Origin of the sequence: Halochromatium roseum, assembly GCF_016653315.1 — a bacterium.
Taxonomy (GTDB): Bacteria; Pseudomonadota; Gammaproteobacteria; order Chromatiales; family Chromatiaceae; genus Lamprobacter; species Lamprobacter roseus.
In genome coordinates, this window is record NZ_NHSH01000051.1 from 19,461 (window position 1) to 39,849 (window position 20,389).

Consider the following 20,389-nt stretch of genomic DNA (forward strand, 5'->3'; position numbering starts at 1 on the left):
GCGTCGCCACCCCAGACGATAAAGCGCTTGTTTTACCTTAACCTTAGCCTATGGTTTGGTGCTGGCAACCGGGGGTTTGGGCGTGCGATGCAGGGTTGTTGCGGCGATGCTCTCTCCTCGCCTCGGCCTCTCGATCGACATGTGGTCGTCTTCTTTTTGTCATCAACCTCTGTCAATCTTCTGTCACTCTAATTGACCGATCGCTGTTGCCCGATTCGACTGAGCCCGGTCCGGCGGCGGCGCTGATGTTCGACGTCAGGAGCAATCTGTGAACGATACGAGTGCGGATCTCGGAGGTATGGACTGGTTGAAGGCCGAGCTTGAGGCGGAGCTCGATGAAGACTATGAACTTGAGCTGTCAGAGTCTGCGCTATCGCTCGAGCTGAGACGGATCTACAAGAAGCGGCATCCAGCAACGCTGGATCGCGCGACCTACTTCAAGGCCTTGCTGGCCCTGCAGGCCGAGCTGATCAAACTCCAAGACTGGGTGGAGCATAGCGGCGAAAAGATTTGCGTCATCTTCGAAGGACGCGATGCCGCTGGCAAAGGCGGGGTGATCAAGCGCATCACGCAACGGTTGAATCCGCGTGTCTGTCGGGTGGTGGCGCTGACCAAGCCCAGTGATCGTGAACGGACGCAGTGGTATTTCCAGCGCTATGTGCCGCATCTACCCTCGGGTGGAGAGATCGTGCTCTTTGATCGCTCTTGGTACAACCGCTCTGGCGTCGAGCGCGTGATGGGCTTCGCCACGCCGGATCAGGTCGAGCAGTTCTTTCAGGACGTCCCGGAGTTCGAGCGGATGCTGGTGCGCTCTGGGATTCGCCTGGTCAAGTACTGGTTCTCGATCACCGATGAAGAGCAGCAGCTGAGGTTCTTGATGCGCATCCATGATCCGCTCAAGCAGTGGAAGCTGAGCCCGATGGATCTGCAGTCGCGGGTGCGTTGGGAGGACTACACCAAGGCCAAGGAGGAGACCTTTGCGCGCACCAACATTCCCGAGTCGCCCTGGTTTATCGTCGAGGCCAATGACAAAAAGCGCGCGCGATTGAACTGCATCCATCACCTGTTAGACCAGATCCCCTATCGAGATATGCCACACGAGTCGATCACGCTGCCGGATCGCGTCTTCAGCCCCGATTATGACCGGGCCGTGCTGCCGAACGAGCTCTTCGTGCCGGCGCGCTACTGATGAAGTGATGAGCTTGGGCAGAAATCGCCTCAGCCTTGTTCGATGTCGTCGTCGCGATCGACCGTCTTCGCCATGCGCTTGGCGAAGTAGTAGATGCGCTTGAGTTTCTCGATGATGTCGATCTCGAGGGTGTAGGCCGGGATACGGTTTGGCTCTTCGGCGACTAAGCGCTGTGCCTGGTGGGCGGCGGCGGAGTCCGCGATGCGCGAGATCTCCTGCTTCATCGAGGTGACCGAGCGCGCGGCGAGCTCGTTGTTCTGGGCAACCGCCTGCACCGCACATTCCACCGCGCGATTGACCGCGACATGAAAATTGGTCAAAACCTCGCGCGTCGGCTGGCTGATGGAGACCCCTTGCTGGATGCGCTCGTGCCCGAGCACGATCAGATTCGTCTCGATCACGTCACCGATATTCTCGAGGTCGTTGACGGCTTCCATGAGTCGGATCAGCTCCGCGGTTTGGTGCTGGGTCAGGCTGAGGCGACTGATCTTGCTGAGGTAGGCGATGATCTGTGCATGCAGGGTATCGACATCGTCGTCCATGCGCTCGATGTCGCGCAGCGTGTCTCGACTGCCGCTGAGGATGGCGGGCATGATCCGGCCCATCATGTCCTGGACCCGCTCGCCCATGTGCAGCACTTCTAAGCGAACGCGGTCGAGCGCCAAAGACGGCGTTGCCAGGAGTTCGTCATCGAGGTACTTGGCGCGCACCACGAGTTCCTCCTCGCCCAGTGGTCGGTCGCGGACCAGCCATTCGGCGAGGCGCGCGAACTGGCCGGTGAAGCCAATGAAGATCAGGGTGTTGGCGACATTGAACAGGGTATGTGCATTGGCGATCTGGCGCGGCACCTCGGCGGCAAGACGGGCTGCGCCGGTCAAGCCCGCGTGCTGGGGCGAGATGAGGCGCACGACCTCGGCGAGCTGCGGGATCAGCCCGATCCAGACCAGGACACCGGCCACATTGAAGAGAACGTGCACGACGGCGGCGCGCACTGCCTCGCGGGGCTTGCCGATCGACGCCAGCAAGGCAGTGACACAGGTGCCGATATTGGCCCCGAAGGCGAGTGCGATTCCGGTCGGTAGGTTCACAAAGCCTTGGCTGGCCATGACGATGACGATGCCGGTGGTGGCCGCCGAAGACTGGATGAGTCCGGTGAACAGAGCGGCGACCAGGATGCCGATGAAGGGGTTTTCCATCGTCTGCATCACGTCCAGGAAGGGCTGATAGCTGCGCAGTGGCGCCATCGCGTCGCTCATCACGCTCATGCCGTAGAACACCAGCCCGAGCCCCATTACCATGCCCCCGTACTGGCGGAAGCGCTCACGCTTAGAGACGAATAAGAACGTAAAGCCGACGCCGACCATCAGTAACGCGGCCTTGGTGATCTTGAACGCGATCAGCTGGGCGGTCACGGTCGAGCCGATGTTGGCGCCCATGATGACGCCCACCGATTGCGCCAACGACATCAAACCGGCGCTGATAAACCCGACCACCAGCACGGTGGTGACCGAGGATGAGTTGATCACCGCGGTGACGAAGGCGCCGGTCAGTGCGCCGGTGAAGCGGTTTGATGTCAGCCGCGCCAAGATATCCTTCATCCGCTCGCCGGCCACCGCCTTGAGCGCGTCGGCCATCTGATCCATACCGAAGAGGAACAGTGCCAGACCGCCGAACAGGCCCATGGCCATGGTCAGCCAGTCGATTTGCTCGGTGCTGGCATCGACACTGGTTGCGGCAAGGGATGCGGCTGTCGTGGCGAGCAGCCCTAGGGCGAGCAGCCCCGGCAGCCAGATCGCGGTTGTTGGCAGACACGGCCTTGCAGTCGGTCGGATCAGCAAGCGGTTATCCCTCCTGATGCGGATCGGATTTGACGACGGTCACCGGCATCGGCGCCAGATGCACGACCTGTTCGGCGACCGAGCCGATCAGCAGGTGCTTCCATCCGGTCAATCCCATGCTGCCCATGACGATCATGCTAGCGTTGATCTTGTGCGCGACCTCTAGGATGCGCGAGCTTGGCAAACCGGAGACCAGCATGGATTCGAGCTGCTTGCGCTTGATCATATCGCGATGCGCGTTGGCGACCCGTTGCAAGAACTCATCGAGCATCTCTGCAGCGCCGTCCTCGATCCGCGTGAGCTGCTTCTTCTTCAGCGCGCGGCTGTAGTAGCCAGGCATGGAGGCGGGGTCGTGGATCACATGCAGCACCTGGACCGGGCGTTGCAGACAACGCCCCAGCTCCAAGGCGCAGAGCAAGGCGGCTTCGGAAGGTGCTGAAAAGTCGACGGGCACGAGGATCGGGCCCGGCGTGTGCTTGTCGCTCATAGCCCCTCAATGCGAGTGAGACCCGCGTTTGCTGTTGAACCGCTCAGCCGCTCGGTGGTGGAGCACCCCTTGGCAGAGCCTCGATTATGTCATTTTTATGACAGATTTGTTACAGCGAGAACGCGCGGCCAAAAGCGGGAGTTGGCACCAAACGCCGAGCCTACCGGGCCTACCGCTGCGCGCTTTCGGTTCATGGCTGCTTCCGCCCGTTGTCGACGAGCCGGTTGTAGACCACGCGCAGTGGCTCGGTCGGATAGGTCAGCGGTAGCAGCTTTCCAGTGGGCATGGCGAGGACGCCGATCTGGTCCGGGTTGGCGCCGAACAGCACATGATGATTCGGGATACCGCCGGCATCCAGCCAGAGCGTGCCGTCGGCGGACAACGGCGTGTGCCCGACGATGAACGGCGTGTTAGGGCTGACGCCGAGCGCTTTGCAGAGCCGCTTGATGTCGCTGGCGCCATAACCCGACGGTGAGTTGGGCTTGCGCAGGCGCAGGTTGGTGAGTTGGCGCTGGAGCTTGGGCTTGTCGCGGACATGGATCAAGTCGCTGCGCGAGGCCTTCATCGTTGGCGCGCCAGCATGGCAGCAGACGAAGCGCGGTGAGACGGCCACATAAGGCAAGCGCTCATAGAGCGCCTGCATCCGGTCGCGGTAACGCGAGCCGCGTTGCTCATGCAGGGCCTGCTCCCACAAGAGTCCTTGCGGTACACCGCCCTTGCTGATGTCGTTGGCGAAGTCGTCGTGATTGCCACGCAGGTAGAAGACCCGCTCCGGAAAGCGCAGCTTGAGCCGGAAGATCAGGTCCATGAGCAGCATCGAGCTATCCATCTGGTCTTCCTGTCCGGGTGTGTCCGGATGCACGGCGTCGCCAATGAGGATCAGCAGCCCGCTGCCATCCTCGATGGCTTCGAGGAAACCATTCTGGGTCAGGATCACGAGCAGATTGTCGATACAGGCATGCAGGTCGCCGACGAAGATGGGTGTTGGCCGGCTCGGTAGGCGCAGCACGCCTCCGGCCTCGCCATCGCGGGTCTTGAGCCGGTATGGCTCGCGCTCCATCAAGGCGATGGTCTGCTCGAGCAGGTCGAGTGCGGCGCTGCGCTCGAGCGGCTCAATGGGTGCATTGAGCACCGTTGCCAGACGCGCGATCTTTTGTGCCCGCCAGCGCGTCATGCGATCGATATCGGCGGGTTTCACCAGGGGTGCGACACAGGTTCCGCGCTTTGGCGCCTTGTTCTTCAACGCCAGCCCCTTGCCGCTCAGCTTGACGCGCAGGTGCTTGTTGGCGACCAGCTTCGGGTAGCCAAGTAGGCCGCGTTGGATTGGGTCTTCGCGGCCAAGGGTGACCGATTCGCCCGGGCGCACTCGAACAAAGCCGCTGATGTCGCTGAAGAAGGTGGAGGGGTCGAAGAGCAGGTAGTCGCCGCTGCGCTGGAAGCGGCCATCGGCCGCGAGCTTGAGCTCGGGTTCGAGCTGCAACCGATAGCCGTCGTCGCTACCGAGCAGGAGCTGCAGCGGCAAGGTTGGATGCGGTACCCGGACCTTCTTCTCCCCGAGCCGCAGCGCGGCGTCGAGATCAAGCTCATCGCACTCTTCCATGTCGTTTAGGAGCTCGTGGAAGTAGCGCAGGAAGCGGTGGCGGGATTCGCTGGAGGAATGGGGCATAGCGTTTACGGAGCCGCCTCGGTCGTCGCACGGTTTACTCGGATTGCCGGGCCGCTGAGTATCCTCCCCCTCGTCATCATGCGGAAGTCCGAGATGATGGCTCAGCGAGGGTCAGCCCTGGTTGCGATGGCGAATCGCATCGGGTTGTCCCGGATGCGCTGGCGCAGGTAGACCTGCAGGCCGTGGCGATCGAAATGCGCTGCCACCTGTGCAAACAGCTTCACCTGGGCGCGAATCTGATCGAGATTGATCTGGCGATCGACCGGATGGGTGCCCTTCAGCGCGCGTGCCCGACGATCGCTATCGATCAGCTCCGGTGCCGGCAGCAGGAACTCGAACACAAAGCGAGAGCGCCAGTTCACCGACAGCAGGCAGCGTCGCGGCGGCGGAAGCTGGATGCGTTCGGCGTCGAGCGCGAGCTCGCCCCAATGCTCGAGCCAGGCGTCGTCGAACAGGGCCAGTGCGGCTTGATGGCCGATGAACGGCAGGCCGAGATGGACCTCGCGCGGGCGCACCGCCAAGGCCTGGGCACGCCACCAGCCGCTGCGGCTGAGATCGATGAAGCCCTCTTCAGGCCAGCCGCCGAGATGGCGGATGAAGGTCGACTTGCCGGCCCCCGGCGGGCCGGTTACGATGATCTGATTGAAGTGAACACAACGCGCAACCGGAACATCGCGAAACCTCTTGACTTGAGGCACCGGCTCCAGGCTCAGCTCCGGCAGACCAGTTTGCATCGACGGCATTTGCACTCCTGTGAAAGGCCTGCCGGTGGTGCCGGCGTGAGCGGCGGTCGCTATGGGTATGAGTCGCGGCATGAGTCGCTAAGGGCATCAATCGCGATCGCCATGGCTCAGCCAAAGATGGCCTTGAAGAGATAGAAGATGAGCGCGGCAAGAATGGCCCCAGCCGGCAATGTGATGAGCCAGGAGAGGAAGATATTGCCGACCACGCGCAGATCGACCGCACCGATACCGCGCGCGAGACCGACCCCCATCACCGCGCCGACCGCGATCTGCGTGGTCGAAACAGGTAGCCCGGTCTTCGAGGCCAGCACAACCGTTGATGCCGCGGCCAGGGTTGCGCAATAGCCGCGCGTTGGCGTCAGCTCGGTGATCCTGGTGCCAATCGTCTGCATGACCCGGTAGCCAAGGGTGGCGAGGCCGACGACGATGCCGACTCCACCAAGCGCCAGTATCCAGAGGGGCAGCGAGGCGCTTTGCACGACCTTGCCGCCGCTCTCGACAATCGACACCACCGCTGCCATCGGGCCGATGCCGTTGGCGACATCGTTCGAGCCGTGGGCAAAGGCCATGGCGCAGGCGGTGAAGATCATCATCGGCACAAACACGCGCTCGACGCTGGCAAAGTGGTAGTGGCGGTCGGTGTTGGCGTCTACTTTAACCCGATCGATCATCAGCTTGCCGATGATGGCAACGATCACGCCGATGACCGTCGCGCTGGCGACACTCTGCCAGGTGTTCAGATGCAGATCCAGATGTTTGAGGCCCTTGAACAGGGTCACCAGGCTGATGATCCAGCCGACCAGGAAGACGTAGAGCGGCCCCCAGCGTTTGGCGCTGCGAAACGGGTTGTCGGCGTCCAGGATCAGCTTGCGGATGCTGTGCATCAGCAGGAACGCGATGAGCCCGCCAATGACGGGCGACACCACCCAGCTTGCCGCAATCTTGCCGATCTTTGGCCATTGCACCGCATCCATGCCGATGCCGGCGATGGCGAAGCCGACGATGGCGCCGACGATGGAATGCGTGGTTGAGACCGGCCAGCCGCGCGTGGTCGCGATCATGAGCCAGATCGCCGCCGCCAGCAACGATGCCAGCATGCCATAGACCAGCAGCTCAGGACTGCCAATGAGTGGAGTAGGGTCGATGATGCCCTTGCGGATCGTCGAGGTGACCTGGCCACCGGCGATAAAGGCGCCGGCGAACTCGAAGATGGCCGCGATCAGGATCGCCTGCTTGACGGTGATGGCGCCGGTGCCGACCGAGGTGCCCATGGCGTTGGCGACGTCGTTCGCGCCGATGCCCCAGGTCATGTAGAGCCCAAAGATGACCGCTAGGACAAGAAAGACGGTGCCGTAGGTGGCAATAATTTCCATGATTCCTCCACGAGGAGTGCGAGTGCCAGCGATGCCGACTGCGCGAGCGCGTCCGGGGCTGGCTGAGCAAGTGGGCTAAGCAAGTGGGCTAAGCAAGTGGGCTGAGCGGGTAGGCTGAGCGGGTAGGCTGAGCGGGTAGGCTGAGCGGGTAGGCTGAGCGGGTAGGCTGAGCGGGTNGGGTAGGCTGAGCGGGTAGGCTGAGCGGGTAGGCTGAGCGGGTAGGCTGAGCGGGTAGGCTGAGCAATTAGGCTGCGCGGATGGGCTGTGCTGATAAGGCGCGCTTGGGTCAACGCGCGATCAGCAGCAGCATGCGATCGCCGACCTTCTCGGCGTTGTCGGCCAGGTTTCCAATCCACTCGATCAGCCGATACCAGAACACCACCGAGATTGGACTCATCTCGTCTTCGTGCTCGAATAGCTTGCGCGCCAGGGCGATGGCGAGATCGTCGGTCTCGGTCTCGATGCGATTGAGCTCAGCGACCATGCCCTCGACCCGCTCCGCCTCTGGGCCGCGGAAGCCGGTCTCAATCAGCTCGTCGAGCTCATCGATGATCGCGTGCGACTGGGTGCAGGCGTCCACGCAGCGGCGAATCAGCTGTTTGAGATGCTCCTGCATGGCATCGGGCACCGTCATCTGCCGTTGCAGCAGGAGCCCGGCGATGTCTTGGGCGGTGTCGGCGATGGCGTCTTGCACCTCGAGCACCTCGAGCAGGTCGCGCCGGTCCACGGGGAGGAAGAGGCTGCGCGGTAGGTGTGCTCGCACATTATGTTTGATCTCGTCGGCCTCGCGCTCCTTGGCAAAGATGGCCTCTTGGGTCTTGATGAGCCCGTTCTGATCGCCGGCGATCAGTTGATCGAAGAGGGTTGGTATGAAGCTGACACAGGCATGCACGGTTGCCATGTGTTGTTGCATGGGTTTGAATGGCGAGCGCGCGAACACGGCTGATATCGCGTTTGTTGTTTTCATTGCAGACTCTTCCTCAGGGTGCCGCCAACGTGTGCTGAGGTCCGGTTGTGGCCGGGCAGGGGACCGGCGCAGCCCAGCGCCAGATCAGGCATGCGACCGCTCTTGCTCATTCCCGGCACGGCGGTATCGTCATGGTGAGTGGAGCCTCGCTTCCCCTCTGGCCGTTGATAACAGCGTTGTCATCATTTCGCAATAGATTCGTCACATAAGCGCTGTTCGTGGTCTTCCGCTCGGAGTCAGCGCTCAGGTCGACTATGATGATCGCTAGCCGCCCGGCCGGCGGCCCTGTCCGCATCCTCCTCTGGCATCAACACGAGGTTCGACGCCTTGAAACAGCTCGCAAGTCGACTGCGTATCGGCGAAAAGATCGTCCTTGGCTTCGGGGCCATTGGGCTGATTTTCCTCGGCGTCATCGGGTACTACCAGGTCAATCTGCGCGAGAGCGTCAACGCCTACCAAGAGCTGGCCCGGGTGTACGGAGCCCGGCAGGTGCACGCCTTTGCTATTGAGAGGCAGCTGCTTGCGATGCGCTCGACGGCAGACCGCTTTCTGCTGACGCGCGATCCGGCGCTCGCCGAAGAGACGCGGCTGCACGCCGGCGCCTTGGGTGCCGAAACCGAGGCCCTGGCGCTGACGGATCAGGCCTCGGCGGAGACGGCTGCGGCGATCAGCGCAGCTGCAGATGACTTTGCGAGTCGATTCGATGCCATCGTCCGCGCCTGGCGCATCCGTGGCCTGGATGAAGGCTCCGGCTTGCAGGGCGCGTTTCGCGATGCGGTGCATGAACTCGAGGACCGCGTTCAGCGCCAACAGGTGCCTGGCCTCGAGCCGGCCGTGTTGCAGATGCGTCGGCGTGAGAAAGACTATCTGCTGCGAAGCGACGCCGATTACGTGGCGATGGTGGATGCGATTGGAGCGGACATCGAGGCGCGTATCCAGGCGTCGCCGTTGCCGACCGATGAGCGTTCCGCGTTCAGCGCTCTGCTGGCTAGATACCTGCGGGATTTTCATGCCCTGGTTGAGCAGAATGCCCAGATCGAGCAGCTGACCGCGGCCATGTACGAGGCTGCAGTGCGGATCACGCCATTGGTTGAGACCAACCTCGCGAGCGCCATGGCGGCGATGCAGGAGCGCAGTGCGGCGGTTGCCGAGACCTCGGCAGAACGTGCTCGCTGGAGCATGATCGTTGCGGCGATCGCGCCGGTGTTAGGTTTCCTGCTGGCGTTGGTCATCACCTCACGCATCGTGCGTCCGGTGCGGCGCATGGCTGAATTGCTCGATCGGCTGACGCGCGAGCATCCCCGCGAGCGTATTGAAACCAACCCTTACGGGCGCGACGAGGTCAATGCCATGGGCATCGCGGTGAATACCCTGCTCGATCATAAGACGCGGTTTTTCGACTGGTGGCGCAGCTCGATGCAGGAGACGATCGCCTGCCGCGATCTCGGTCGCGCCGAGGACGATGATGAGCGTGTGCGGGCGGCGCTGGAGCTGAATCGTGCCACGGATGCCAAGCTCACCCAGCTTGCAGCAGAGCGCGAACGCCTCATCACCAAGGCGCAGCGTCTGGATCAGCTAGCCACGAATGCCGCTGGCACCTCTTTGGGTCGTACAGCGAGTGCCGAGCTGCGCACGATAGCGGGCGACCTGCGGACGCTGGCTGGGATGCTGGAAGGTCGCTGAGACCGGGGCCAACAGACGGCAGACGATGTCGAGCCGGTGTCGGGGGGCAGCCGGGCACCGATCTGGATCGGCAGATGACTCACGTCAGATTCACCTTGAGCGAACGGCGGCGTCGATCTGCAGAGGTCCGCGCGGGATGCGTGCTAGATCCCAGCGCGGGATGGCGTGCTGCCAGAATTCGGAGACGCTGCGGGGCGGGGCTTCGAGCGGCGTCTGGCCTAGACAGCGCCAGGCGCGATCCAGTGCTGGCAGTGGATGGTCGGGATCGACTGGGGCTGCAGCAAGGCTCTTGGAGAGCTTGCGCCCGTCGTCGCCGAGGACCAAAGGCAGGTGTGCGTATCCTGGCTGGGGTAACCCGAGACAGCGCTGCAGATAGAGCTGTCGCGGTGTCGAGATGAGCAGATCTGCGCCACGCACCACCTGCGTGATGGCCTGGTCGCCATCGTCGACGACGACGGCGAGCTGGTAGGCGTAGAAGCCATCGGCACGACGCAGCACGATATCACCCACCTCGGCCATCAGCTGTTGCGTGATTGGCCCCTGGACCGCGTCGGTCAGGCTGAGCTGGTCGCCATCGATGCGCAAGCGCTCGCTGCGTGCAACCCGGTCTTGCGGGAGTCCGTTGCGGCAGTGACCGGTGTAGATCGGGCCTTCCGGTCCCTGGATGCCATGCGCGGCGATCTCGCGGCGGGTGCAAGCGCAGGGGTAGCTCAGCCCATCACGGCGCAGGCGCTCAAGCGCGGCTTCGTAGTGCGAGCTGCGTTGGCTCTGGTAGACGACCGGCTCATCCCACCAAAGGCCAAACGCCTCGAGCGTGGAAAGGATGTGCGCGTCGGCGCCGGTAACGGACCGGTTCCGATCCAGATCCTCGATCCGGATCAGCCAAATACCGGCATTGGCGCGCGCATCGGCGAAGCTGCCGACAGCGGCCAGCAGTGAGCCGAAGTGGAGTGGGCCGGTCGGGGAGGGTGCGAACCGACCACGATAAGGCGCGGATACGGTGCCGCCCATGGTCGATACGATGGGGTCGGTCAGCGGTTTGCGAGGCGGCTTGCTGGCGCTGCAGCCTGAGCCGCCGCGCCAGCAAAAGCTAATCAACCACGCTGCTTCTCGCGGATCTCGTCCAACGTCTTGCAGTCGATGCAGAGTGTCGCCGTTGGGCGGGCCTCGAGGCGGCGGACGCCGATCTCGACCCCGCAGGCCTCGCAGTAGCCATAGTCGTGATCGTCGATGCGCTCAAGCGCCTCGTCGATCTTGCGAATCAGCTTGCGCTCGCGGTCGCGGGTGCGCAGCTCGAGGCTGAACTCAGACTCCTGGGTAGCCCGGTCGTTGGGGTCCGGGAAGTTGGTGGCCTCGTCCTGCATGTGGTGGACCGTACGGTCGACCTCTTCCATGAGCTGCCGCTTCCATTCCAGCAGCAGCCCACGGAAGTGCTCTTCCTGGTCTGCATTCATGTACTCCTCGTCCTGTGCGATTGCGTAGGGCTCAAAACCGAGCGACCTCGCGCCTTTCTTGTCTGTCTCGGCCATGATCTGCTCCCGGAGACGATGCAATGTTGAAACCGGCCTTTGAAGGTGGCAATGGACGGTTCCGTTGAGACTACGCCGAGCGTCAGCCATCGACCGCCCGACTGCGAAGCCGCTCCTTCTAGCAGATCGCTTCGGCCGCGACAAGCATTGCGCGCCGGCAGAGTGATGAGGCTGTGCTAATCTTGCGCGCCGATTAGGTTCACCACTGACAGAGGGAATCCCCGATGCAGACGGGTCTCCAAGCGCTGATTTTCGACGTCGACGGCACCCTGGCCGATACCGAGCGCGATGGCCATCGCCCTGCCTTCAATGCGGCCTTTGCCGAGGCCGGTCTCGACTGGCATTGGTCTGTCGAGCTTTATGGCGAGCTGCTCGCCGTCACCGGCGGGAAGGAGCGGATGCGGCATTACCTGGCCCAATACCGGCCCGACTTCGAGCTCGACAAGCAGCGCTATTCGGACCTCGATACGCTGATTGCGCAGCTCCATAAGCGCAAGACCGAGCTCTATGTCGAGCGGCTGGGGCAGGGGGGTATCCCGCTGCGCAGCGGCGTGCTGCGGCTGCTACGCGAGGCCCGTGACGCCGGCGTCAGGCTCGCGATTGCCACCACCACCACGCCGGCCAACGTGACGGCGCTGCTCGATTCCGGGCCGGAGCCGGGCTTGGTGAATTGGTTCGAGGTCATCGCCGCAGGCGACGTGGTGCGCGAGAAGAAGCCCGCTCCAGATATCTTCGAACTCGCCCTGGCCCAGCTGAATCTGCCCGCTGCGGCCTGTGTGGCGATTGAAGATTCCGAGAACGGCGTTCGCTCGGCGCTCGGCGCCGGCCTCGATGCACTCTTAGTGACGACCAGCTCTTACACCGAAAGCCAAGACTTTGGCGGCGCCACTCTGGTGGTCGACCAACTTGGCGAGCCTGGTGACCCAGCCAGGACCCTGATGGGCGATCTCGGTGGCGCTGAGTATGTGGACCTTGACGTGCTGCGCCGGCTGCGTGAGCAGGTGTTCGGCTAGCGTTGGCGAAGACTCTGGCACGGGGCTCGGCGTCGTGCGTTGCGACCCGCCAGGTGACAGGCTTTCCAGCGACTGACCCGTAGCCATTGATGACCAAGCAGGATGCTTGGCGGCTAGACGATTTGTTCAATCTGTTCTAGCCGAGTCATGACGCGGTCAGCGCTGACGCCAACGAGCTCAGGGTCGTCTTCCCGGAGTCTGAGCGAGCGCGCATCGCCAGCAAAGAGCGCGGTCTTGAGCCCAAGCCGTTGCGCTGGCCAGATGTCATTCCGACGGTCGTTGCCGATGTAAAGCACTTGATCGGGCCGGATGCCGTGCGCGGCTGCGAGACCACCGAGCGCGGCTTGGTAGATGGCGGTTGATGGCTTGGCCTCGCGCAGTTGGTAGGACCAGGCGCTGCAGTTTGGGTCGAGCCTGAGGTCGGCCGGTGGCTGGCCGAGGAAGGCCTCTAGGATCAGTGGCGTGTAGAACTGGGCGTTAGAGACGATGCCGAGCACCAGGTCGCGTTGACGCAGCTCGCTGAGTAGGTCGGTGAGGCCGGGCATCGGCCAGACAGGATTCACCCGGCACTCATACTCTACTGCGATCCGTTCCAGCTGTTGCGGGGTTGGTTGGCATCCATGCTCGGCGAGCACAGTTGTCCAGATTTCACGAATATCCACCTCCGGGTAAAGCTTGCCACTGGCCCGAACCCGTGCGTGATCGGCGCGGATGGCGACGCTCAGGTGCTCGTTGATGGGTGTGTTGATGGGGGCGTTGATACCTGTGTTGATGCCTGCATGTGCGAGCAGTGCCTGGAGGTCGATCGACCCCGGCGTGTGGCCGCTGAGCCCGATATCGCCGCTGGCGGAGATCAACAGGGTGCCGTAGACGTCGAAGAGCACCGCTTTGATGCCCTGGAGCGGCTCCAGCCATGGTTCCACGCCGGTCGGCTTGGGTTCGAGCGGGGTGCTGAGGTCGCGGATACGCGCGCTGAGTATCTGCTCGGTCATGCGCCGCTTACAACCGGGTGATGGGCCGGGGGATGGGCCGGGCGATGGGCCGGGCGATGGGATTGATGGGCGCGATGGGCGTTTGTCATTCTGGAACTTGTGGCTTGTGGCTTGTGGCTTGTGGCATCTGACTCAGGTTCGCAGCAGATGGAGCCGTTCAGGGGCCTGGAAGCAGGCGATGAGCACAGGGCCATCGGCCTGGTCGCGCAACGGGGCGGCGGGGGCGTTGAGCAAAGATTGGTAGATCGCCTCGAGCCGGCGTCGGTAGCCGTCGATCAGGTACTCGCGCTCGACCACAGCCTGGTTGCGCGCGATCAGCTCGGCGCCGGCGGTGAGCGGCGGTGAGGTTGCGTCGAGCGCTGAGCCGGCGGCTGGGTCGGTGCGGATGTGTCGCAACACCTGGATCTGCCCGTCTTCGTCGAGGCGGCCGAAGTCGACGCGGCTATCCTTAGCCACGGCCGCGTGCCAGGCACGCTCGAGGTCATCGACTTCGCGCTCGCGACCATAGGCACTGGCGGCGGCCGCGAGGGCTTGGTCGAGGCGTCGGCGCAGGGTGGCCGCATCGAGCCAGTCGAGCGGTACCGGCAGGCGCTGATAGAGCCCGCTGAGGTCGAGCCCGTCGGCACGGAAGTCGGCGGTGATCTCGGGCAGATCGCGGCCAGCGAGTGGTCGGCCGATGAGCCAGGGTTCGAGGAACGCGAGGCCGAAGCCCTCGGCGACGCTGGTGGTCATGAGCGCATGACTGGAGGCGAGCAGGGCGCTGAAATCGCTGTTGTCGGCACCAAGCTCGAGGTCGACTGGCAAGGCCAGCTCCTGCGCCAGTGCCACCCAGCGCTGATAGATTGGCTGCTCGAGCGGGTTCTGTGGCGCTTGGGTGGTCGCAAAGCGATCCTCAGGGCCGGCAAGCGCGGCCCAGAGCAGCAGCTCGCCGAGATTCTTGCGGCGGATGGCGCGGGTCGGATAGAGCCAGCGGCGATGATCGCCGCGCGCCCTGGTGTGTTGGTCGCGGGGCCGTCGACTGGCCCTGCTGTCTTGCTCGCTTGCGAAGGAAACCGCATTCGGAAGACGATGTAGCTGCGTGCTCGGTATGCCCGCCGCGGCAAGAAAGCGGTAATCGCGCTCGTTCAGCGTTGCGTAATGGATCTGCGGTGCCAATGGATAGAGATGCGTGGACAGTGCTGCACCATCTTGGGCATCGGTGGTCTCAAGCATGCGTCGGTAGAGGGCAGGGCGGCCATCCTCAGCGAAATCATGCGGCTGCAGCAATAAGCGCTGGCCAGCCGCGGCGAGCCCGCGGAGAGCGTCCGGGAGGGCGAGGTTCTTGCCGAGGCAATGATTATGGACATGCCAGAGGTCGGCTGGTCCGCCGAGGGCGCGCGTCGCGGCCTGCTCCATGGCCTGCTGTAAGGCGCTGGCGCCCAAAGGCTGCCGGCGCTCCTCGTAGCCGAGCGCGGAGACGACCTCAACCCGGGCCGCGAGCGAGCCGGGCTGTTGTGGTGGCTCGCCGCTGAGCACGACAACGGCGTGACCCACTGATGCTAGGGCCGCGCAGGCGTGCTGGATCACACGCGTGACGCCGCCGGTCTGAAGATGGAAATGGACGATCGCGATACGCATGCTGTGGGATCATAGCTCGGATTGTTGGTCGACTGGCTGGCTGTTGCGATGCTCTGATTGGCAGGCCTACCGACACTGGCAGCAATCGGTCAGGTACAGTCGACGCTATGCTGACTGGTTGGCTCAATGGCAGAGCCGCGCATCGGGCACGGGTTATGCAGCATCGAGTGCGCTGCGGGCGCTCTGCATCCTCGGCTGACTGACTCGCTGGTTTGCTGGACCCCAGGCTCTGCTCTCACTGATCGCTCATCTTGACGACTTTTCAGACAGCTCCCAGACAGCTCCCGCAGTACGCATGAAGCAACCGGAAAACATCGGCTTCGTCTCGACCCGCTTTGCCGGCACCGATGGCGTCTCTTTGGAGGCCGCGAAATGGGCCGAGGTGCTCTGGCAGAGCGGGCATGTCAGCGCCTGGTATGGCGGCGTGCTCGATCGCGATCCGGCGATGAGTCTCTGCATCCCGGAGGCCTTCTTCGATCACTCAGAGAACCAGTGGATCAACGCCCAGCTCTGGGGCTGTACGCGCCGCAGCCCCGAGGTAAGCCGCCGCATCCAGGAGCTGGCGGCCTATCTGAAGTCGACCTTGTATGCGTTTCGTGCGCGTTTCGATCTCGATGTGCTGATCGTCGAGAACGCGCTCACGATCCCGATGCATATCCCGCTTGGCGTCGCGATCACCGAGTTTCTGCTCGAGACCGGGATGCCGGCGATCGCTCATCACCACGACTTCATGTGGGAGCGGCAGCGGTTCCAGATCTCGGCGGTCGATGATTACCTTGAGATGGCCTTTCCGCCACGGGTGCCGCACCTGCAGCATGTGGTGATCAACCAGGCTGCGCGCGAGGAGATCGCCTGGCGTAAGGGCCTGCCGAGCATCCTGGTGCCGAATGTGTTCGATTTCGAGAACCCGCCGGGTCCGCCGGATGCCTATGCGGCCGATGTGCGCCAGGCCTTGGGGCTGACCGCTGAGGAGCTGCTGGTGCTACAGCCGACGCGGATCGTGCCGCGCAAGGGCATCGAGAATGCCATCCATCTGATCCGCCGGCTCAAGCTGTCGCATGCTCACCTGGTGATCTCGCATCATAGCGGTGACGAGGGCTATGAGTACGAGCGCCAGATCCAGCAGTTGGCGCAGGACGAAGGGGTGTCGCTGAAGCTGTTCGGCGAGCGCATGGCCGATCGCCGGCAGCTGGACCAGACGGGGCAGAAGGTCTACGTGCTGAGCGATCTTTATCCGCATGCCGACCTGGTGACCTTCCCGAGCCTCTATGAGGGCTTCGGCAATGCCTTGCTGGAGGCGATCTACTTTCGGCTGCCGATCGTGATCGGGCGCTACAGCGTCTACCAGCGCGATATCGAGCCGAAGGGCTTCCGTTTGCCGTTCATCGATGGGGTGATCGACAAATCCACGGTTGAGCAAACAAGGACCATCTTGGCCGACCCTGGCTATCGTGCCGAGCTAGTCGAGCACAACTATCAGGTCGCCAGTCGCTTCTACAGTTACCGCGTGCTGCGCGACAGCCTGCGCAGCATGATCAATAACGTGCGCAATATGACGGAGTAAGCCATGTTTGTGGTCGAGCGGCGCGTCTATGAGCGCATTCGCGAGCGTCTGCGCCGACTTTATGGCGAGGAGGCATTACCGCGCTTGATGGATCGGTTGCAGCTGATCATTGGGCGCTATGGCGTGGGCGCTGAGTGTCCGCCCGAGGCCTCTGGTTGCGCGCCTTGGGATCAAACCGATGCGGTGCTGATCGCCTATGGCGATATGGTTTGCGCTAACCAGGAGGCGCCGTTGGCGACGCTGCGGCGCTTCCTCGAGCAGCATGTCGGCGATGCGATCTCGAGCCTGCATCTGTTGCCCATATTTCCCTATAGCTCGGATGACGGGTTTGCGGTGATCGATTATCGGCAGGTTGATCCTGCGCTTGGCGATTGGTCGGATGTCGATGCGCTGGCCGAAGACTATAGGCTGATGTTGGACCTGGTGGTCAACCATGTCTCCAGTCAGAGCCGCTGGTTCCGTGCCTATACCAACGGCATGGCGCCGGAGCGCCATTATTTCATCGAGGTCGACCCCAAGGCGGACCTGTCGGCAGTGGTGCGTCCACGGACCTCCGCGCTGCTGCGGTCGGTGCAGACACCTTATGGCGAGCGCCATGTCTGGGCCACCTTCGGACAGGATCAGATCGATGTCGATTTTAGTAATCCAGATGTGCTCTTCGAGTATCTGGATATCCTGCTGTTCTATGTCCATCACGGCGCGCAGATCATCCGTTTGGATGCGATTGCCTATCTTTGGAAACGGCTTGGTAGTGCCTGCATCCATCTGCCGCAGACGCATGAGGTGGTCAAGCTCCTGCGAGACCTACTGACGCTGGTGGCGCCAACGGTGCTGCTGATGACTGAGACTAATGTTCCGCATGCCGAGAACATCAGCTATTTCGGCCATGGCGACGAGGCGCATCTGGTCTATCAATTCAGTCTGCCGCCGCTGCTGTTGCACGCGATGCATAGCGGCAATGGGCGCTATTTGACCGAGTGGGCGGCGGCGCTGGCACCGCCGCCGCCAGGCTGTACCTATTTCAACTTCACTGCCTCACATGATGGCATTGGGGTGCGGCCGCTCGAGGGGCTGTTGCCACAGTCACAGCTCGATGCGCTGGTCGCCGCGATGGAGGAGCGCGGCGGGCTGATCTCGCGGCGGAGTAATCCCGACGGCTCGGCAACGCCCTACGAGCTGAATATCACCTATTTCGATGCGGTTGGCATCCCTGGTGACCAGGAGGCCTCGGTTCGACGTTTCCTCTGTGTCCAGACCATTGCGATGAGTCTACAAGGCTTGCCTGGCATCTACTTCAATAGCCTGCTTGGTGCGTCCAATAACCTACGCGGGGCCGAGCAGAGTGGCCGCGCACGGACCATCAATCGACAAAAATGGGCGCTTCCAGAACTCGAGGTCATGTTGGGCGAGGGCTCGAGCCATCAGGCGCAGCGCCTATTGCCCGAGTACCTGCGACGTCTTAGGATTCGACGCTCGCAGTCAGCGTTTCATCCAGATGGCCCGCAGCGGGTGCTGGAGTTACCGGCGGGGCTGTTTGGGGTGCGTCGTGTGGCACCGGATAACAGCCAAACGCTCTGGATGATCGCCAATCTGACCGGCGCGCCGGTGCAGTTGGGGTTTGCGCGCCTCGTGCGGCGGCCGCGCGAGCTGCGATGGACGGAATTGATTGGAGGTTGGCACCAAAGTGGAGAGCAACTGCCGAGCCGTTTTGAATTGGAGCCCTACCAGGTGGCCTGGCTGGTGGGGCAATGATCCGCGCGCTGTTCGGGGCTCGCCTCCGGTTGCGGCGCTGGTCTTGCTGCTGCTTGTGGGCCTTGTCGCTGGCTGCGCGGGCGGTCCGGGTGCTGGCGATAAGGGGGATCTGTTGCATGTGAGCTGTTTGCAGGAGCCGCAGCCTGACCGCTGTAGTCGGCCGCGCCCGGCCTTCTATTACGACTATCGGTCTGATAGCTGCCGGCCGTTTAGGCCGGGCGTTTGTGATCCGGGCTGGCCATTCCAGTCGTTACGCGACTGTGTCAAGACCTGCGGAGGACGCCCGTCGCCCTGAGCAGGCAGATCGCTGGGAGCGGGGGGTTGGATGGGCATCAGGGTCGGCGCTAGGCCAGTGGCTCGAGATGCAGGTGCCGATCGCTGTCGCTCGCGCTGGCGGTGTCCTCAGACCCGTGCCGATGCGCCTCTGCGCTGGCCTTGACCGGCAGGATGGCGAGATGGCCGTGGTGGACGCCGGGTTGAGCGATGACGGCGTCGGCAAACGCCTGCACCCGGTTGCTCGGTCCACGCAGGATGACGGTCTCGAGGCAGTGATCGTGGCTCAGGTGCACATGCATGGTCGAGACCGTGAGGTCGTGATGCTGATGATGGGCGCTGGTCAGGCGTGCCGCGAGTTCGCGCTCGTGATGGTTGTAGACATAGCTCAAGGTCGCGATGCAATCGCCCTCAGGCTGGCCTGCGAGCTGCTCGGCATGGAGCCTGTCGCGGATCAGATCGCGGATGGCCTCGGAGCGGTTGCCATAACCGCGCCTGACCATGTAGCCCTCGAAGGCGTCGGTCAGGGCATCGTCTAGCGTGATGGTGACGCGTTGCATCGTGGTCAGTCGCCTTGGCTGGGTGTCGGGTGCGTGCCGCTGAGCGGGGACGGGGGTTATTCTGAGCCCTGGGCCGCTGCTGATGGCCGAAGTCCGGTGCTCGAGTAAGGAATACTGGCGCAAGACTTGGCCGGCAAGCAAGCCGAGTCAATGATCAACACCCCGCTTGAGTGCTTGCCGGAGTCCTGTCTCGCTGCTTCGGTCACGGCGCTCCCTTCGTCCCTGGTTAATCTGGCGATCTGGCTCTGGCTGTTGGCCGTGGGTGCGTTTCGCAGGCGCCGGGTCGAAACTGGTATGATCTTTTGGTCATTGCTGCTTATCGCTGCGACTTATGGCTCATATCCCCGACGGTGTTTTGTCCGCCCCTGTGCTGGTTGCCGGCGCCCTGGTCTCAACGGGGCTGCTCGCGATCGCGTTGCGGAAGCTGCGTGAGGCTGATCTGCCGCAGGCGGCGGTGCTGGCGGCCGCCTTTTTCGTCTCCTCGTTGATCAGCGTGCCGCTCGGCCCGAGTAGTGTGCACCTGTTGCTGAACGGACTGATGGGGCTGTTGCTGGGCTGGGCGGCGCTGCCTGCGATCTTTGTCGCGCTATTGTTGCAGGCGGTCTTCTTCGGTTTTGGCGGTCTGTTGGTGTTGGGCGTGAACACCATGAATCTCGCGCTGCCCGCGCTTGCGGTCGCGCTGCTGCTGCGGCCGCTGCTGCAACGCCTGCTGAGCCTTGCGCCGCGGCAAGGCTCGAGCGTTTTAGCACAAGCAGTACCTGTCGCCCCCGCTGCTCCAGTCGCTTCAGCCGACTCAGCCGCTGCGGTTGACGCAGGCCCTGATCCCGATGCGGGTGAGGGCGCTACTGTGCAGACTCCGGCGGAATCAGTGGCGGAGGACTTCATCAGCCCGCGGCAGCGTCATCAAGCCTTCGGCGCTGGCGTTGCTGCCGGCGTGCTTGGTGTGACGCTCACCGCGGTGATGCTCTCCGGAAGCCTGCTGCTGAGTGGTGAGCCGTTTGCACCGGCTGCGCGCGTGATCGCCATCACCTTTGTGCCCTTGGCCTTGGTCGAGGGCTTGCTGACCGGCATCGTGGTCAGCTTCTTGCTGCGGGTCGAGCCGGCGCTGCTGAGGCTGGAGGTGATGCGCCATGTCCATTAGCT

Annotated in this window: 18 protein-coding genes; 7 read left to right on the forward strand and 11 right to left on the reverse strand. The window is 63.2% G+C overall.

Annotated elements, in window-relative coordinates; genetic code table 11:
- Window positions 1-298 precede the first annotated feature (298 nt).
- Window positions 299-1,189, forward strand: a complete 891-nt coding sequence (gene ppk2, locus CCR96_RS09370) for a polyphosphate kinase 2 (protein ID WP_201219939.1) — start codon at window positions 299-301, stop codon at window positions 1,187-1,189.
- Window positions 1,190-1,218: 29 nt separating this feature from the next.
- Here the strand turns inward: ppk2 and CCR96_RS09375 are convergent, their stop codons facing one another.
- The 6 genes from CCR96_RS09375 to CCR96_RS09400 form a co-directional block, all read right to left on the reverse strand.
- Window positions 1,219-3,027 carry a Na/Pi cotransporter family protein gene (locus CCR96_RS09375; RefSeq protein WP_242518817.1) on the reverse strand — a complete coding sequence of 603 codons (1,809 nt, stop codon included), beginning with the start codon at window positions 3,025-3,027 and terminating at the stop codon, window positions 1,219-1,221.
- A 4-nt stretch (window positions 3,028-3,031) separates the two neighbouring features.
- On the reverse strand, window positions 3,032-3,514 hold the full coding sequence (locus tag CCR96_RS09380) for a universal stress protein (RefSeq protein WP_201219868.1): 483 nt from the start codon (window positions 3,512-3,514) through the stop codon (window positions 3,032-3,034).
- A 190-nt stretch (window positions 3,515-3,704) separates the two neighbouring features.
- A complete protein-coding gene (locus tag CCR96_RS09385) occupies window positions 3,705-5,180 on the reverse strand; it encodes a metallophosphoesterase (protein WP_201219869.1) in 1,476 nt (491 codons plus the stop codon).
- A gap of 101 nt (window positions 5,181-5,281) precedes the next feature.
- The gene (locus CCR96_RS09390) at window positions 5,282-5,923 is read right to left on the reverse strand and encodes an ATP-binding protein (protein ID WP_242518818.1); all 642 of its coding nucleotides are present in this window, start codon (window positions 5,921-5,923) and stop codon (window positions 5,282-5,284) included.
- Between the two features lie 107 nt (window positions 5,924-6,030).
- Window positions 6,031-7,296 (reverse strand): inorganic phosphate transporter, encoded by a 1,266-nt coding sequence (locus tag CCR96_RS09395; protein ID WP_201219870.1) that lies wholly within the window; start codon window positions 7,294-7,296, stop codon window positions 6,031-6,033.
- 286 nt (window positions 7,297-7,582) lie between these two features.
- A complete protein-coding gene (locus CCR96_RS09400) occupies window positions 7,583-8,263 on the reverse strand; it encodes a TIGR00153 family protein (RefSeq protein ID WP_201219871.1) in 681 nt (226 codons plus the stop codon).
- A 327-nt stretch (window positions 8,264-8,590) separates the two neighbouring features.
- Between CCR96_RS09400 and CCR96_RS09405 the strand changes: the two genes are divergently transcribed.
- The gene (locus CCR96_RS09405) at window positions 8,591-9,946 is read left to right on the forward strand and encodes a methyl-accepting chemotaxis protein (protein ID WP_201219872.1); all 1,356 of its coding nucleotides are present in this window, start codon (window positions 8,591-8,593) and stop codon (window positions 9,944-9,946) included.
- Window positions 9,947-10,036: 90 nt separating this feature from the next.
- Here CCR96_RS09405 and gluQRS read toward each other — a convergent pair whose 3' ends face one another.
- Both gluQRS and dksA read right to left on the reverse strand, forming a co-directional pair.
- Window positions 10,037-10,957: a tRNA glutamyl-Q(34) synthetase GluQRS gene (gene gluQRS, locus CCR96_RS09410; protein ID WP_201219873.1), complete on the reverse strand. Its 921-nt coding sequence runs from the start codon at window positions 10,955-10,957 to the stop codon at window positions 10,037-10,039.
- 83 nt (window positions 10,958-11,040) lie between these two features.
- Entirely contained in the window at window positions 11,041-11,475 is a 435-nt protein-coding gene (gene dksA / locus CCR96_RS09415; protein ID WP_201219874.1) for an RNA polymerase-binding protein DksA, read from the reverse strand.
- Between the two features lie 224 nt (window positions 11,476-11,699).
- Here dksA and CCR96_RS09420 point away from each other — a divergent pair, with 224 nt between their 5' ends.
- Entirely contained in the window at window positions 11,700-12,488 is a 789-nt protein-coding gene (locus CCR96_RS09420; protein WP_201219875.1) for an HAD family hydrolase, read from the forward strand.
- Between the two features lie 113 nt (window positions 12,489-12,601).
- Here CCR96_RS09420 and CCR96_RS09425 read toward each other — a convergent pair whose 3' ends face one another.
- Together CCR96_RS09425 and CCR96_RS09430 are read right to left on the reverse strand one after the other, a co-directional pair.
- A complete protein-coding gene (locus CCR96_RS09425) occupies window positions 12,602-13,480 on the reverse strand; it encodes an HAD family hydrolase (RefSeq protein WP_201219876.1) in 879 nt (292 codons plus the stop codon).
- Window positions 13,481-13,612: 132 nt separating this feature from the next.
- Window positions 13,613-15,097 (reverse strand): glycosyltransferase family 4 protein, encoded by a 1,485-nt coding sequence (locus CCR96_RS09430; RefSeq protein ID WP_201219877.1) that lies wholly within the window; start codon window positions 15,095-15,097, stop codon window positions 13,613-13,615.
- Between the two features lie 295 nt (window positions 15,098-15,392).
- Here CCR96_RS09430 and CCR96_RS09435 point away from each other — a divergent pair, with 295 nt between their 5' ends.
- From CCR96_RS09435 to CCR96_RS25535, 3 genes are all read left to right on the forward strand, one after another.
- A complete protein-coding gene (locus tag CCR96_RS09435) occupies window positions 15,393-16,661 on the forward strand; it encodes a glycosyltransferase family 4 protein (protein ID WP_201219878.1) in 1,269 nt (422 codons plus the stop codon).
- A gap of 3 nt (window positions 16,662-16,664) precedes the next feature.
- A complete protein-coding gene (locus CCR96_RS09440; RefSeq protein WP_201219879.1) occupies window positions 16,665-18,413 on the forward strand; it encodes a sugar phosphorylase in 1,749 nt (582 codons plus the stop codon).
- A gap of 118 nt (window positions 18,414-18,531) precedes the next feature.
- Window positions 18,532-18,708, forward strand: coding sequence for a BPTI/Kunitz-type proteinase inhibitor domain-containing protein (locus CCR96_RS25535; protein ID WP_420827259.1), 177 nt, complete (start codon window positions 18,532-18,534; stop codon window positions 18,706-18,708).
- A 49-nt stretch (window positions 18,709-18,757) separates the two neighbouring features.
- On the opposite strand, the gene nikR is transcribed toward CCR96_RS25535, so the two are convergent.
- Entirely contained in the window at window positions 18,758-19,246 is a 489-nt protein-coding gene (gene nikR / locus CCR96_RS09450) for a nickel-responsive transcriptional regulator NikR (protein WP_201219881.1), read from the reverse strand.
- Window positions 19,247-19,577: 331 nt separating this feature from the next.
- On the opposite strand from nikR, the gene CCR96_RS09455 reads away from it, so the two are divergent.
- Window positions 19,578-20,387 carry an energy-coupling factor ABC transporter permease gene (locus CCR96_RS09455; protein WP_201219882.1) on the forward strand — a complete coding sequence of 270 codons (810 nt, stop codon included), beginning with the start codon at window positions 19,578-19,580 and terminating at the stop codon, window positions 20,385-20,387.
- Window positions 20,388-20,389 lie beyond the last annotated feature (2 nt).

Excerpts from the sequence above, each read along its gene's own strand:
- ppk2 (WP_201219939.1), top strand. The coding sequence starts at position 299 with ATGGACTGGTTGAAGGCCGAGCTTGAGGCGGAGCTCGATGAAGACTAT.
- CCR96_RS09380 (WP_201219868.1), bottom strand. The coding sequence starts at position 3,514 with ATGAGCGACAAGCACACGCCGGGCCCGATCCTCGTGCCCGTCGACTTT.
- CCR96_RS09385 (WP_201219869.1), bottom strand. The coding sequence starts at position 5,180 with ATGCCCCATTCCTCCAGCGAATCCCGCCACCGCTTCCTGCGCTACTTC.
- CCR96_RS09390 (WP_242518818.1), bottom strand. The coding sequence starts at position 5,923 with ATGCCGTCGATGCAAACTGGTCTGCCGGAGCTGAGCCTGGAGCCGGTG.
- CCR96_RS09395 (WP_201219870.1), bottom strand. The coding sequence starts at position 7,296 with ATGGAAATTATTGCCACCTACGGCACCGTCTTTCTTGTCCTAGCGGTC.
- CCR96_RS09400 (WP_201219871.1), bottom strand. The coding sequence starts at position 8,263 with ATGAAAACAACAAACGCGATATCAGCCGTGTTCGCGCGCTCGCCATTC.
- gluQRS (WP_201219873.1), bottom strand. The coding sequence starts at position 10,957 with ATGGGCGGCACCGTATCCGCGCCTTATCGTGGTCGGTTCGCACCCTCC.
- dksA (WP_201219874.1), bottom strand. The coding sequence starts at position 11,475 with ATGGCCGAGACAGACAAGAAAGGCGCGAGGTCGCTCGGTTTTGAGCCC.
- CCR96_RS09420 (WP_201219875.1), top strand. The coding sequence starts at position 11,700 with ATGCAGACGGGTCTCCAAGCGCTGATTTTCGACGTCGACGGCACCCTG.
- CCR96_RS09425 (WP_201219876.1), bottom strand. The coding sequence starts at position 13,480 with ATGACCGAGCAGATACTCAGCGCGCGTATCCGCGACCTCAGCACCCCG.
- CCR96_RS09430 (WP_201219877.1), bottom strand. The coding sequence starts at position 15,097 with ATGCGTATCGCGATCGTCCATTTCCATCTTCAGACCGGCGGCGTCACG.
- CCR96_RS09435 (WP_201219878.1), top strand. The coding sequence starts at position 15,393 with ATGAAGCAACCGGAAAACATCGGCTTCGTCTCGACCCGCTTTGCCGGC.
- CCR96_RS09440 (WP_201219879.1), top strand. The coding sequence starts at position 16,665 with ATGTTTGTGGTCGAGCGGCGCGTCTATGAGCGCATTCGCGAGCGTCTG.
- nikR (WP_201219881.1), bottom strand. The coding sequence starts at position 19,246 with ATGCAACGCGTCACCATCACGCTAGACGATGCCCTGACCGACGCCTTC.
- CCR96_RS09455 (WP_201219882.1), top strand. The coding sequence starts at position 19,578 with ATGGCTCATATCCCCGACGGTGTTTTGTCCGCCCCTGTGCTGGTTGCC.